The 13882-nt window shown below is 38.1% G+C and carries 13 protein-coding genes; 3 read left to right on the top strand and 10 right to left on the bottom strand.

Annotation, left to right across the window (positions count from 1 at the left end; genetic code table 11):
* Positions 1 to 77: 77 nt before the first annotated feature.
* The 3 genes from EU510_RS12730 to EU510_RS12720 form a co-directional block, all read right to left on the bottom strand.
* The gene (locus EU510_RS12730) at positions 78 to 575 is read right to left on the bottom strand and encodes a hypothetical protein (protein WP_188085423.1); all 498 of its coding nucleotides are present in this window, start codon (positions 573 to 575) and stop codon (positions 78 to 80) included.
* 413 nt (positions 576 to 988) lie between these two features.
* Complete coding sequence (locus EU510_RS12725; RefSeq protein ID WP_002957822.1) at positions 989 to 1147, bottom strand: YqaE/Pmp3 family membrane protein; 159 nt, start codon at positions 1145 to 1147, stop codon at positions 989 to 991.
* 72 nt (positions 1148 to 1219) lie between these two features.
* Positions 1220 to 1786, bottom strand: a complete 567-nt coding sequence (locus EU510_RS12720; RefSeq protein WP_149593796.1) for a BON domain-containing protein — start codon at positions 1784 to 1786, stop codon at positions 1220 to 1222.
* A 317-nt stretch (positions 1787 to 2103) separates the two neighbouring features.
* Between EU510_RS12720 and EU510_RS12715 the strand changes: the two genes are divergently transcribed.
* On the top strand, positions 2104 to 2772 hold the full coding sequence (locus EU510_RS12715) for a LiaF domain-containing protein (RefSeq protein ID WP_039488234.1): 669 nt from the start codon (positions 2104 to 2106) through the stop codon (positions 2770 to 2772).
* A 38-nt stretch (positions 2773 to 2810) separates the two neighbouring features.
* On the opposite strand, the gene EU510_RS12710 is transcribed toward EU510_RS12715, so the two are convergent.
* Positions 2811 to 3227 (bottom strand): VOC family protein, encoded by a 417-nt coding sequence (locus EU510_RS12710; protein WP_149593795.1) that lies wholly within the window; start codon positions 3225 to 3227, stop codon positions 2811 to 2813.
* Between the two features lie 243 nt (positions 3228 to 3470).
* Here EU510_RS12710 and suhB point away from each other — a divergent pair, with 243 nt between their 5' ends.
* The gene (suhB, locus tag EU510_RS12705; protein WP_149593794.1) at positions 3471 to 4274 is read left to right on the top strand and encodes an inositol-1-monophosphatase; all 804 of its coding nucleotides are present in this window, start codon (positions 3471 to 3473) and stop codon (positions 4272 to 4274) included.
* 53 nt (positions 4275 to 4327) lie between these two features.
* On the opposite strand, the gene EU510_RS12700 is transcribed toward suhB, so the two are convergent.
* From EU510_RS12700 to queA, 6 genes are all read right to left on the bottom strand, one after another.
* Complete coding sequence (locus EU510_RS12700) at positions 4328 to 5137, bottom strand: substrate-binding periplasmic protein (protein WP_149593793.1); 810 nt, start codon at positions 5135 to 5137, stop codon at positions 4328 to 4330.
* 318 nt (positions 5138 to 5455) lie between these two features.
* On the bottom strand, positions 5456 to 6403 hold the full coding sequence (secF, locus tag EU510_RS12695; RefSeq protein WP_149593792.1) for a protein translocase subunit SecF: 948 nt from the start codon (positions 6401 to 6403) through the stop codon (positions 5456 to 5458).
* A gap of 9 nt (positions 6404 to 6412) precedes the next feature.
* Positions 6413 to 8272 carry a protein translocase subunit SecD gene (secD, locus tag EU510_RS12690; RefSeq protein ID WP_002957829.1) on the bottom strand — a complete coding sequence of 620 codons (1860 nt, stop codon included), beginning with the start codon at positions 8270 to 8272 and terminating at the stop codon, positions 6413 to 6415.
* Between the two features lie 19 nt (positions 8273 to 8291).
* Positions 8292 to 8627 (bottom strand): preprotein translocase subunit YajC, encoded by a 336-nt coding sequence (gene yajC, locus EU510_RS12685; RefSeq protein ID WP_002957830.1) that lies wholly within the window; start codon positions 8625 to 8627, stop codon positions 8292 to 8294.
* Between the two features lie 25 nt (positions 8628 to 8652).
* The gene (gene tgt, locus EU510_RS12680; RefSeq protein WP_002957831.1) at positions 8653 to 9780 is read right to left on the bottom strand and encodes a tRNA guanosine(34) transglycosylase Tgt; all 1128 of its coding nucleotides are present in this window, start codon (positions 9778 to 9780) and stop codon (positions 8653 to 8655) included.
* Positions 9781 to 9963: 183 nt separating this feature from the next.
* A complete protein-coding gene (gene queA / locus EU510_RS12675; RefSeq protein ID WP_149593791.1) occupies positions 9964 to 10995 on the bottom strand; it encodes a tRNA preQ1(34) S-adenosylmethionine ribosyltransferase-isomerase QueA in 1032 nt (343 codons plus the stop codon).
* Between the two features lie 186 nt (positions 10996 to 11181).
* Between queA and EU510_RS12670 the strand changes: the two genes are divergently transcribed.
* Complete coding sequence (locus tag EU510_RS12670; RefSeq protein WP_149593790.1) at positions 11182 to 13713, top strand: GGDEF domain-containing protein; 2532 nt, start codon at positions 11182 to 11184, stop codon at positions 13711 to 13713.
* Positions 13714 to 13882 lie beyond the last annotated feature (169 nt).

The following is a 13882-nucleotide window of genomic DNA, read 5'->3' as shown; positions in this document are numbered from 1 at the left end:
AAGATATTTCCCATGATATTCTCTGTATTAAATTATAAAACCCTCTTTCCCACATATGGTCTTTTATATTTACCCCTCTACTTTTTAAGTAAAGCTAACATATATGTGTAGGCATACAAGGCTGTAAAAAATATGCTTGGGGCTACTGTCAGTGCCAAATTAGGTGTCTGATTAATTACATTTACCATAATCACTAAGCTTGATTGGACAGTAATCGGAATAATAGGCGCAAAAAGTACGCCTGCTATTTTTTTATTACTTAAATACGAGGCGCTAGAGTTAATTGCATTATTAAAACTTTGTCGTATTGCTACGTTTTGCGGTGTTTTAGAATGAAACATACAAATAATTGGAGTTACGAACGCAAGCGTTACATAACTATACCTATACTTGTTGACGACCTTTTCTAAAATAAAAGTAAAAAACAGCGTTACAAATCCACTATACAAACCTTGTACTAATGCAGCTTGAAGCGTGACCGATTTAGCAATGTCTGCCGAACTGTTCGCCCAGTAGGCCCAACTAAAATAAAAAACGAATGACACAACGCCTGACAGTATAAGTCGAATATTCAATTAACTACCTCAATATGCCTAAAACCTAGTTTAATGATAACACTAGAAGTGAAGGTAATATTGTCACTAAATGATAAAGTATTTGATTGTATATTGTAGATGTATAAACACACTAATGTTGAAGATTTCCTAAATGGCATCAAATCAGAATCTGAGCGCGACTGTTAGCTGGAAAGCTTGTCAGTAAACAATAAGTATGGTTTTAAAATAATATTGGGAGTGAGTTAAGGAAGTAAATCAATGGGTTGAAGGGCGCTAAAAATTGGATTCAACCTAAAAAACTATCTAAAAACTATCTAAAAACTATCTAAAAACTATCTAAAAATTCTTTAAAAACTAATATTGTGAGCCGATCGGTACTGAAGTATTTGGCTAAACCTCAGTAGTCGGCTTACACAATATATAATCTGTCATTATTTTTTCGCAATAATGTAGATTGCATGTATTAACCCTGGGAAATAACCTAGCAGTGTTAATAGAATATTTAACCAAAAATGCATACCTAAGCCAACTTGCAAAAACACACCTAATGGCGGTAATAAAACCGAAAGTATTATACGAATAATATCCATGACTAAACTCCATTTAAATTAAACATTGAAAAGACTTAAAGCCCAGCATTACTGGGCCTTAACTATACTGTATTATTCAGCGACAATAGCTAGTTTATCAACTACGTCACGAACATCTTCAGCATTTTTAGCAATTTTAACTGCTAGTTGCTTTTCAGCTTCAGACTCTACAGAGCCATTCAGAGTTACCACACCGTTGTCGGTATCAACATCAATGTCTGTACCACCTACTTCTGAGTCAAACAGGAAGCGAGTTGTGATTACAGTGGTGATTTTAGCGTCCGTTAGGTCGTTATCATCATCGTCCATCATGTCATTGCTTCTATCTTTGGTATCCATGCTTTTAACAACAGTAAGGCTGTTATCAACATCAGATACACCATCTAGGCTAAGTACAAGCTCTTCTGCTAGCTCTTTATCAAGCTCGCTATTAACTTTACCAGTAAGTACTACTTTGCCATTTTTTACATCAGTGTTAATGTCAAAGTTGTTTAGATTAGTGTTCATAAGTAGAACTGTTTCTGCCTTACCATCAATCCAAGCATCTTTACTTTCGTTTTCCCAGCTGTTTGCTTGGGCACCCATAGCCGTAGTACCAAGAACTAGAGCTGCGATAATAGACTTGTTAAATGTTTTCATAATCTTTCTCCTTTTGATTAAAGACACTTTAACTAATGCGAGCTTCAGGCCAACTTTATTTATTCATAAAATTCAATTGTTTGAGTCTAAATTGGTATTTTCAGCACCTAGGCCTCAAGTAAAGTTTTACAGGCTTATCGGTAAAACTTTCTCAAGTAGTGAAAATAACTAGATAATTGCAATTTTGGTTAATCTATCGTTAATATAAACAACGCTTAAACATCATAATAAAACAAATCACTGATATTTAAGTACTTTTAAATTGGTACGTTGATTGCTTTTCTATTCGTACTAACTAAATAAAAGGATTGATCCTAATGTCTGTAAAAGTTGAAGACCGCCCAATAGAGCAAGTACGCGAACAAGTGATTGATCAATTAATTTATAATTACAGTCATGGTGTTATTTCTGTTGATGCATTTGAAAGACGTTTAGATAATGCGATGGATGCACCTAATAACGAAGCACTGCTAGCCTTAGTAGAAGACTTAACACTTAATACCGATCAGCAATATAAAGCAGAAAAACAATCGCAATTTACGCCACATTATAGTGCACAGCAAAACAGTGATGATGATTTTACATTGCGCAGTATTTTAGGATCTAACGAGCGAAGTGGTCAGTGGGTTGTGCCAAAAAATATATATTTGAGTAACTTTATGGGATCGGTGGTGCTTGATTTTACTGATGCCATTTTTGCGCATCAAAATGTGACTATTCACGTTAACTGTATTTTTGGTAGCGATGAAATTTACGTACCAGAGCATGTCAATGTAGTGTCTAAAATGTTTTGTATTTTAAGTAGCCTTGAAAATAAATCTGTGTCGCTTAACAAACGCCAAGGACCTACAATTCATATTGAAGGAAAGGCAGTTATGGGCTCGGTTGAAGTGAAAATAAAGCGCACAATTAAAGAAAAATTTATAAGCTTTGCAAATGAGCTAAAAACCCAGTTTGGCACAGGTAACAATAACCGCTCACTATAATTGAGTTGCAGCACTTTAACGTGCTGCTTGGTATTTTATTATAGATCGTTATTGCGCTCGCTTGGTATGTCACTTAGGTATTCTACAAACTCAACTTCAAACCCTGCAGGATCAATAAAGTAGACGTTTTTCCTAAATGGGTTCTCACTACCTTGCTTGCTTAGAGTAAAACCCACTTTATTTAAGCGCATTACTACTGCACTTAAATTATTAGTTACATAAGCAAAGTGTGCAAAACCAATTTGATGGCCCGATAAGTTTCTGTTTTCACCTTCACCATGGTCACTTATCGCAATGTAATGCGTGTCATCTCCAAAGTGTACCCAGCGTCTTGGTTTTCCATGCCAGTCACCTCTGCCCTCACTTCTAATTGACCAATGCGGAAATACAGCGCGATAAAAAGTAAGCATACTATCTATATCACTCGCGACTAAGTTTACGTGCTCTAAATACATAATGTTATCCTATCAGTTAAGTTAGGAGCACGATAAAACCTCAAGTTAACTTTAGGTAAAGTGTTATTTAAAATTAATTTATTTAAATGCAGATAATTATTTTTTAAAAATATATACACTTTTCAATCTTGTATAAAAAACAAACATAAGTATTTGGGGTTTATTGTTTACTTTATGTCAAAAGTCGCTAAAATACGCCGGCTGAAATATATAAACGTTCTTTTACAACCCAAAGGTAATACCATGCATCCAATGTTAAACATTGCGGTTCGCGCTGCGCGCAACGCAGGCAAAATTTTACTTCGCGCAAGTGAAGATTTATCAAAAGTTGAAGTGCAACAAAAAGGCGCTAACGACTTAGTAACTAACATTGATAAAGAAGCCGAAGCCGTAATTCGTGACACTATTTTACAGTCTTACCCTACTCACTCAATTGTTGGTGAAGAACTAGGTGAGCATAAAGGCAAGGATGATGATTACCAATGGATTGTAGATCCTATCGATGGAACAACTAACTTCATCAAAGGTATCCCTCATTACGCGGTTTCTATAGCACTTAAAGTTAAAGGTCGTTTAGACCAAGCTGTTATTTATGATCCAATTCGTGGTGAGCTTTTCACTGCATCTCGCGGTCAAGGCACTCAGTTAAACAGCAAACGTCTACGTGTTAGCAAAACTACGGTTCTTGCAGGTACTGTACTTGCTACTGGTTTCCCGTTCAAAAACAAAAACCACATGGATGCATACACTGAAGCATTTAAAGCATTATTTGTACACACTGCTGATATTCGCCGTGCAGGTTGTTCTGCTTTAGATATGGCATACGTTGCAGCTGGCCGTGTTGATGGATTTTTTGAAATTGGTTTAAAACCTTGGCACTCTGCTGCGGGCGAACTAATGGTTAAAGAAGCGGGCGGTATGGTTGTAGATTTCGCTGGTGGTAATAACTATAACCACAGCGGTAATATTATCTGTGGTTCACCAAAACTGACTCAAGCAATTATTCGCGAAATTCGTCCAGTATTAACTGAGTCGTTACTTCGCTAATTAAATGCCATTAATAGTATACCAAAAAGGAGCTCTGGCTCCTTTTTTTGTGCTTAAAAATAAGGGTTATCTAGCTCCAGTTCTACTGTTTTACCTTTTTCGTAAGGTAACGAGTTTAAATCTTTTGCGAAATATTCATCAAATAAAGCATCAAACTCGCCATTTTTTTGCATTATCTCAAGCCCTTTTTTAATTGCCACTGCAAGCTCTGGCTTACTATTTGATACAAAATAATAAAACCCTGTTGGATAACTCATATATAAATTAGGTACTATTACTAGGTTACTTTGTTTATTTGCCGCTAGCTCTGAATTAACCTCGATAAATGAACGTGGGAAGTAATCAATACGCCCTGCACTTGTTAAGGCAAACATAGCCTGATAATTTGCAAACGGCCTTATATGCAGGCCATTAAACGCCATTATTTTTGTATCAGGCCAATCATGACCTTGCACCGCAGAAAGCCTACCTAGCTGATCTAAGCTAGTAATACCTTTAAATCTAGCAATGCTGTTCTTACTTGTTAATAGTGCCCTCTTACCTATGTAGCCTTTAAATAATGGGATTTTAATCGCAATAGCTAAAGACTCTCTTTCGGGGCTGCTCATACTCCAGTATAAATCTAAATTTTTTGTATCTAGCGCTATTAAAGTACGTTGTTGATGGGGATGAATTAAAACGGGGTTAATTTCTGCAGGGTATTGTGCGCTTACCAATGCTTTTTCTAATAGTTCGTTAAGGTAGTCGTCACGAGCATATTGCACACGCTGCTCCTGCGCTATATTTACGATATTTACCTCACTCGCTAAAACGCTGCATACAAACAAACTTACTACGTTAATCAAATACTTTAATGGCAACATAATTATCACCCTAGTTATTATCGGTAGTTTTAACAGTTATTATTGATAGTTTAAATTATCGCGTTATTTAAGCTAAATAGCTTCCAGCGCCTAAATATAAGGTGACGATATTATGTAACTGTACTTAATTAATAACCGCATTATTAATACTTATTTTAAATACATAGTACGACGTTACACTCATGACGTACTCTACAAAGTTAGCACTGTTTATTCATACTTGCACAGTAAAGCTAAAACAATCGTGAGCAAAAATATATATTACAGGCAATAAAAAAACCGCTCATTGAGCGGTTTTTTTAAGTAGTTACAAAACCATTACGGCATAGCGTCTTGGTCTGCACCTTCTTTTTCAATTACTTCTGGTATTAAATCTTCTTTGCTTACGCCCATTGCTATAGCAACAGAGCTTGCAACATAAATCGAAGAATAAGTACCAATAAACACACCAAACAGTAATGCAGTTGCAAAACCATGAATGGTTTGTCCGCCCCATGCAAACAAGGCAATCAATACTAAAATAGTCGTGATTGATGTTACAAGTGTACGGTTAAGTGTTTGCGTAAGTGAAATATCAATAATTTCTATCGTATCGTCAATGCGTACCTTACGGAAGTTTTCACGTATACGGTCTGATACAACAATCGTATCATTGAGTGAATAACCAATTACCGCAAGAATTGCCGCTAATATAGTTAAATCAAACTCTAAACCTAATACTGAAAATAAACCCACAGTAATGATAACATCGTGTAGTAGTGCACCTACCGCACCTACTGCAAAGCGCCATTCAAAACGAAACGCAACGTAGATTAAGATACAAATAAGCGCAGTTAACATGGCAAGGCCACCCTGCTCTTTTAAGTCTTCACCTACACTTGGGCCTACAAACTCAATACGGCGCATTACTACGCTGTCATCTGCTTTTTTAAGTGCATCAATTACTTGGTTACCAATCACTTCCGCTTTTACATCGCTACCGCGTGGTGCCAAGCGAACTAAAATCTCTTGGCTTGAACCAAATAACTGCACTGATGCATCAGCAAAACCATTATCAGCTAGTGCATCACGTACTTTTTTAAGGTCAGCCGGTTGTRAAAAACCCACTTCTACCGCAGTCCCGCCGGTAAAATCTAAACCAAAGTTTAAGCCTTTGATAAAAATTGATGCAAACGACGCTAAAATTAGTAGCGTCGAGAAACCCATAGCCACTTTTCGAAGAGACATGAAACGAAGGGTTCTACTACCCAAACTTAAAATTTGCATGTCTGCTCCTTAAATCGAAAGTTTATCAATGCGTTTACCACCAACAAATAAGTTGATTACCGCACGGGTACCAACGATGGCTGTAAACATTGAAGTTAAAATACCTATCGCAAGTGTCACTGCAAAGCCCGCAATTGGACCAGTGCCCACTGCAAACAGTATAATGGCAGCAATTAGTGTCGTGATGTTGGCATCAAATATAGTGCTAAATGCGCTATCGTAACCAAAATGAATCGCTTGTTGAGGGCTACGGCCATCGGCCAGCTCTTCACGAATACGTTCAAAAATAAGTACGTTAGCATCAACCGCCATGCCTACCGTTAATACAATACCGGCAATACCAGGTAGCGTAAGTGTAGCGCCCGGAATTAAAGACATAACACCTACAATTAGTACTAAGTTAGCCGCAAGCGCAAGGTTTGCAACCATACCAAAACCTTTGTAGTACACAAGCATAAACACAAGAACAAACGCAAAGCCAAGTGCAACCGCAGTCATACCCGCTTCAATATTTTCTTGTCCTAAGCTTGGACCTACTGTGCGCTCTTCAACAATTTGAATTGGCGCTACAAGTGCACCAGCACGAAGTAGTAAACTTAAATTATGTGCTTCTGCTGGGTTATCAATGCCGGTAATACGGAACGAGCGATCAAGACGAGCTTGAATAGTTGCCACGTTAATAACTTCTTCAACCTTAATAGGCGGAAGCGCTTTACCGTCTGCATCTTTTTTACCTGATGGCTTGTACTCAATAAATACCGTTGCCATACGCTTACCAATAGCACGCTTGGTAAAGGCATTCATTTTTGCCCCACCTTTGCTATCTAACGTAATACTTACTTGCGGACGTTGGTATTCATCAGCGCCAGATTGCGCGCCCGTAATATGGCTGCCCTCTAGAATAATACGCTTTTTAAGTACAACAGGGTAACCGTCGCGGCTCATGATCATTTCAGTACCTGCTGGGATACGACCTTGAGCAGCAGCACTAATATCTGCGTTTTCGTCTACTTCACGAAATTCAAGTGTTGCTGTCGCGCCTAAAATTTCTTTAGCACGTGCAGTGTCTTGAATGCCTGGTAGTTGAACAATAATACGCTCAGCGCCTTGGCGTTGTACGTTAGGCTCTGCAACACCAATTTGGTTGATACGGTTACGAATAATCGTTTCATTTTGCTTGATAGCGTAGTCACGAATCTCTTTGAGTTTTTGCTCACTCATTGTCGCAAAAAATGCTTTATCGTTACTGCTGTCATCAATGTAGACATTTAGCGGGTAGCGAGTTTCTAAAAAGCTCTCTGCCGCATTTTTGTCTTCTTCGGTACGCATTTCTACACGCATACGATCGGAGCCAGCTACACGGCGAACACTACGATAACGTAGTTTTTCTTCGCGCAGGTCACTACGAAAATCTTGTTCCATTTGCTCAAGCTGGTTATCAACCGCTGTTGCCATGTCGATTTCCATGGTGAAATGTACGCCACCACTTAAATCAAGACCTAGCTTCATAGGGTTACCACCAACCGCTTTTAACCAAGCTGGTTGAGCAGGTGCCATATTAATAGCAGAAATGTAGTCATCGCTCAGCGAATCACGCAGTAAGTCATGCGCTTTAAGTTGCTCTTCAACATTTTTTAAACGAACTAAAATTTGTCCATCTTCAAGTATTGTCGATTTAGCGGTTACATTATTTGTTTTAAGGATTGCGTTTACTTTGTCTACAACACTGAGATCGACATCAGCGCCTTTAGCCCCTGAAACTTGTATAGCCGGATCGCGACCATACAAGTTTGGAGAGGCATATAAAAGGCCAATGGCTACCACAGCTAAAACAAGTAAATACTTCCAAACTGGAAACTTGTTTAACACGGGGTCGTCCTTATTATTTTTATAGCGACTTCATTGTGCCTTTTGGCAATACTGCAGATACTGCAGATTTTTGTACTGTAACTTCTGCTTGCTCGTTTAAAGAGATAACGATGAAATCTTTCTCTTCAGAAATTTTCACAATTTTACCCACTAAACCGCCTTGGGTAAGTACTTCATCACCTTTAGCCATCATACTCATTAAGCTTTTGTGCTCTTTAACGCGCTTAGCTTGTGGGCGGTAGATTAAAAAGTAAAAAACCAAACCGAAAATAGCTAACATTATTAGCATTTCCCAACCACCGCCTGCCGCAGGTTGACCAGCTGCTGCGTGTGCATTTGAAATAAATAAACTCATGATACTTCCTCTTTAATTTTAAAGTTTAATTTTTTATATCTGCTAACTCTGGCACATCTTGGCCTCGGCGAGCATAAAAATCTTGTACAAATTCTTCTAATTTACCTTCGCTAATTGCATTACGTAAACCTTCCATAACACGTTGATAGTAACGTAAGTTATGAATTGTGTTTAGTCGCGCACCTAAAATTTCGTTACATTTATCAAGGTGATGCAAATAAGCTCGTGAATAGTTTTTACACGTATGGCAATCACACTCAGGGTCAAGTGGCCCTGTATCTGTTTTATGCACTGCGTTACGTATTTTTACTACACCCGTGGTAATAAATAAATGGCCGTTACGCGCATTACGTGTTGGCATAACACAGTCAAACATATCAATACCACGGCGAACCGACTCAACTAAGTCTTCTGGCTTGCCTACACCCATAAGGTAACGAGGCTTGTCTTCTGGCATTTTAAACGCACAATGATCAAGGATATTCATCATTTCGTTTTTAGGCTCACCTACTGATAGGCCGCCTAATGCATAACCGTCAAAACCAATTTCTTCAAGACCAGCTTGTGATTGTGCACGTAATTCTGGGTACATACCACCTTGGATAATACCAAATAAAGCAGATGGATTATCGCCATGCCCTTCTTTTGAGCGCTTAGCCCAACGAAGAGATAACTCCATAGAATCTTTAGCTTCTTTTTCAGTTGCTGGGTATGGCGTACACTCGTCAAAAATCATAACGATATCTGAGCCTAAGTCGCGCTGTACTTCCATCGACTTTTCAGGCGACATCATAATTTCATCACCATTTACTGGAGATTGAAATAAAACGCCTTCTTCAGTGATTTTACGCATTGCGCCTAGGCTAAATACCTGAAAACCGCCTGAGTCAGTTAAAATTGGGAAGTCCCAATTCATAAAGTCGTGTAAATCACCATGTTGCTTGATGATCTCAGTACCTGGGCGAAGCATTAAATGAAAAGTATTACCTAAACATATTTGCGCACCAGTGGCTTTAACTTCATCTGGCGTCATACCTTTTACAGTACCGTAAGTACCAACAGGCATAAAAGCAGGTGTTTCTATTACACCACGGTCAAAAATCAAGCGGCCGCGGCGCGCTTTTCCGTCAGTACAATCTAATTCAAATTTCATATCATCCTCAATGTCGGAAAAACAGTCCAACAAGCTATAATTTAACCGCCTGATTCTACCCTTTTTGCCTCACTAATACTATTAGCTGCGATAAATTCAGTTTTGCCAATTGCCGCAAACAAAAACCCCAGCAACTAAGCTGGGGGTTTTAATATATTCTACTGAGTATTAAACAATATTTTGTTACTTACGTGTTAAAAACATCGCGTCGCCATAACTAAAAAAGCGGTACTGCTGCTCTATTGCAGTATTGTAAGCGCCCATAATATTGTCTTGCCCGCTAAATGCACTGACTAACATTATAAGCGTTGATTCTGGTAAGTGAAAATTAGTGACCATCGCATCAACTACATTAAATTGATAACCCGGAAAAATAAATATATCGGTATCACCAAAATATGTATCTAACTTGCCGCCATGAACTTTAGCAGCCGACTCTAATGAGCGAACTGAAGTTGTGCCTATCGCAATTACACGCCCACCATTTGCTTTAGTTTGCGCAACAGCTGCAACTACGTCATCAGGTACTTCTATGTACTCTGAGTGCATTACATGCTCATCAACACTATCAACTCGTACCGGCTGAAAAGTACCAGCGCCAACGTGTAGCGTAACAAAAGCCATGTTTACACCTTTATCCTTCAGTGCTGCCATTAGCTTATCGTCAAAATGTAGACCTGCAGTTGGTGCTGCAACTGCACCTGGCTTTTCTCCATAAACAGTTTGATAACGCTCACGATCAGCATCGGTATCTGGCCGGTCAATATAAGGAGGTAGTGGCATATGACCAATATCATTAAGTATATCTAGCACGTTTTGGCTATGATCGAACTCAAGCTCAAATAAAGTATCGTGGCGTGCAACCATTATTGCCTTGGCTTTGCCTTCTAAAACAACTTCGTTACCGACCTTAAGCGACTTACTTGCTCGTACATGCGCAAGTACGCGATGCTCATCTAATACTCGCTCTACAAGTACTTCAACTTTTCCGCCTGAAGCTTTTTGACCAAACATACGTGCTGGGATAACGCGTGTATTGTTAAATACCAATAAATCGCCTTCGTTTACTAAATCAAGTATATCGCTAAACACTTTATGTTCTAAAGTTCCGCTTGGGCCATCTAAAGTGAGTAGACGGCTGCTGGTTCTGTCCGCTTTAGGAAAACGAGCTATTAATTCATCAGGTAAGTCAAAGCTAAAGTCAGCCACGCGCATAATTAGTAATCCACATCATTTAAAATCGCGCCAAGTGTATATGTATCGGATATTAAGCTCAAGAAATCAGCCAAACTTATAATGTTTGTTTGCGTGTTTGCCATTAAATTTTCTTGTTCTTATGGTTAAATATCACTATTCTTGTTCGGCTAAATTATTATAAGTTTCATTAGGGGTGTTCAACTCGTGCCAAACCAGCTTAAATTGCTAATATTAAACGCAAGTAGTGCTGAACGTCGCGCGATTAAGGCCACTTTAGATAGCTTAAATGTATTTACCTTTATTGATGCACAAGATAGCCAACAAGCTTTAAAGCTTTTAAAACAACACCCTGTTGATATTATAATAACGGGCATTAATGTTGGAAAAATTGACGGCTGGCGCTTTTCAAGAATGATCCGCTCAGGGTTATTAAAAACACCAAAAAATACTCCTATTTTACTTATTCCGCCAATTTACTGTGAGCGTATTGCCGAAACAACAGCCCGAAGCTATGGGATAGATGCTGTATTGCCGTTTGAGCATAAAGACATGCTCCCTCAAGTACTTGCGAATGTTTTATCTACTCACCTAGAAAAAAGCAGCCGACTAAATTTATTACTATTAGAGCCAGCTCAAAATACGGCCGACAGAATAAGTGAACAGCTAAAATTAAACTTTGCTATTACTCATGTAACTTCAGCTAAAGCGGCACTTAACGCTTATAACCAACAGCAGTTTTCAATTGTGCTACTCGATGCCACTACATCAAGCGCAGAGAGCTCGAGCGTACTCGTTGAAGAAATCCTCCAACATAATTCTAAACAGGCTATTGTTACAATTATAGAAAGCGACGATGCCGATTACGCTGAGCAGCTTTTGCTGTCTGGTGTTACCGATTTTATTAGAGCCCCATACGACCCTTCATTTTTAAATAAAGTGTGTGACCACGCTGCACGACGTGAAGACTTTATGGTGAGTTACGCTGAATTTGCATACAAGGTAGAGCAGCTAAGCGTGAGTGAAGTACGTTATAAAGAGCTATTTTCGGCTCATCAGCGCATTTTATTACACTTAAATACTGTTGTTTTAGAGCTTGATCAACAAGGTAATATTCGTTTTATTAATCCTGCATGGGAAACTTTAAGTGGCTTTGGTGTTAAATCGTCGCTACAAAACCCATTAAGTACTTATTGTAATAGCGAAGATAAGGGAAGACTAAACTATACAATTAACGACATTTTACATGGTGGCGAGCAGCAACAACAAATAGAAGTAAAACTCACCCATAAAAATGGCAGCTTAATTTGGGTTGAATGCAGATTACAGCTAATAAAAAATAGCCGTAATAACGCGACCATAACCGCAACTATCGACAATATACACGAACGAAAGCAAGCAGAACTTCAACTACGTCATTTAGCACACCATGACCCATTAACTGGTTTACACAACCGTTATTACTTTGACCAACAGCTTAATAAAATATGCCAAGATAAATACACGTATGATGGTATTGAACATGCTGTTATTTATATTGACCTCGATCACTTTAAAATAATAAACGACAGTAAAGGTCATCACCAAGGCGATATAGTATTAAAAGAAGTGGCAAAATTATTTAAAGCAAATATTGGCGACGATCACCTGGTCTGCAGAATAGGTGGGGATGAATTTGCAGTCATACTTACCAATATGAATTTATTGGATGCCCACCTCATTGCAGAAGGTGTGTGTAGTGCGATAGAAAAACATGCTTTTAAATCAGAAGATCAAATATACACTATTAGCTGCTCTATTGGTTTAACTCAAATCACAACACAAAATAACGACCCTAATGAGTGTTTAAAACAAGCCGATATTGCTTTGTATATTGCCAAAAACCTAGGGCGTAACTTAGTACATTGCTATTCAAAAGAAGATGCTCAAAACAATACACTACAAACAGGGCTTGAATGGGGCCACGAAATTCGCCAAGCACTACAGCAAGATAATATTGAACTACATTACCAACCTATTTGGGATTTTAAAGAGTGTAAAGTTGCTTACTTTGAAGCGCTCTTACGCTTAAAACTCAAAGATGAACTCGTATACCCAAATCAGTTTATTCCCTCTTTAGAAATGCTCAACGATACATTTTTGATGGATCAATGCGTTATACGTAATGCCGTTGCTTGTGTGTCTAAGCACCCTGAGTTAAATCAAGTTGCTATTAATTTGTCTGCACAATCATTTTTAGATGAGCGCTTACTGCCTTTAATTGAGTCTAATCTTGAAAAGTATAACGTGCCCGCTTCGCGGATAATTTTTGAAATAACTGAATCTGCAAGTATTAATAACTTAAAGGCCACTCGTAAAATGATTGAGAAGCTTAATAGCTTAGGCTGTCATTTTTCTATTGATGATTTTGGAACAGGCTTTAGTACGTTTAACTATTTAAAACAGCTACCAGCACAACATGTAAAAATTGATGGCTCATTTGTAAGCGACATGCTTAATGACCCTATAGACTTAGCGTTAGTAAAAGCCATAAATGATATTAGTAGATCACTCGATAAGCGCTCTGTAGCTGAATACGTTGAAAACGAAGAGATATTTTTTGCTCTAAAAGAAATTGGTGTTGATTATGGGCAAGGCTATTTTATTGCACGCCCAATACCGGTTGAAAAAGTAAAAGTTGAGCTTGAAAAAATTTCAAAAAATAAAACGTTTTACCAACAACAAGCTAGCTCAAAATAAACAAAATTAAACAATTTTAATCATTTTATTACTACCAATATTACCTTTCTTGCCTATACTTTCAGTACCAGATAAAAATGTCGTGCCTTTTAATGTATTTCACTTTAAAAACATGACATTACCTTTTGTCGATGTAGTACTGATATTTATAGTGGGTTTCAAAGCTATT

Origin of the sequence: Pseudoalteromonas sp. FUC4 (assembly GCF_008370255.1) — a bacterium.
Classification (GTDB): Bacteria; Pseudomonadota; Gammaproteobacteria; order Enterobacterales; family Alteromonadaceae; genus Pseudoalteromonas.
The sequence above is the reverse complement of the archived record's forward strand: the minus strand, read 5'-3'. Positions and strand labels throughout refer to the sequence as shown.

Bases quoted from the DNA above. Each gene is read 5' to 3' on its own strand.
- EU510_RS12720 (WP_149593796.1), bottom strand. From the start codon at position 1,786: ATGAAAACATTTAACAAGTCTATTATCGCAGCTCTAGTTCTTGGTACT.
- EU510_RS12700 (WP_149593793.1), bottom strand. From the start codon at position 5,137: ATGTTGCCATTAAAGTATTTGATTAACGTAGTAAGTTTGTTTGTATGC.
- tgt (WP_002957831.1), bottom strand. From the start codon at position 9,780: ATGAAATTTGAATTAGATTGTACTGACGGAAAAGCGCGCCGCGGCCGC.
- EU510_RS12725 (WP_002957822.1), bottom strand. From the start codon at position 1,147: ATGGATATTATTCGTATAATACTTTCGGTTTTATTACCGCCATTAGGT.
- EU510_RS12715 (WP_039488234.1), top strand. From the start codon at position 2,104: ATGTCTGTAAAAGTTGAAGACCGCCCAATAGAGCAAGTACGCGAACAA.
- EU510_RS12710 (WP_149593795.1), bottom strand. From the start codon at position 3,227: ATGTATTTAGAGCACGTAAACTTAGTCGCGAGTGATATAGATAGTATG.
- suhB (WP_149593794.1), top strand. From the start codon at position 3,471: ATGCATCCAATGTTAAACATTGCGGTTCGCGCTGCGCGCAACGCAGGC.
- yajC (WP_002957830.1), bottom strand. From the start codon at position 8,627: ATGAGTTTATTTATTTCAAATGCACACGCAGCAGCTGGTCAACCTGCG.
- queA (WP_149593791.1), bottom strand. From the start codon at position 10,995: ATGCGCGTGGCTGACTTTAGCTTTGACTTACCTGATGAATTAATAGCT.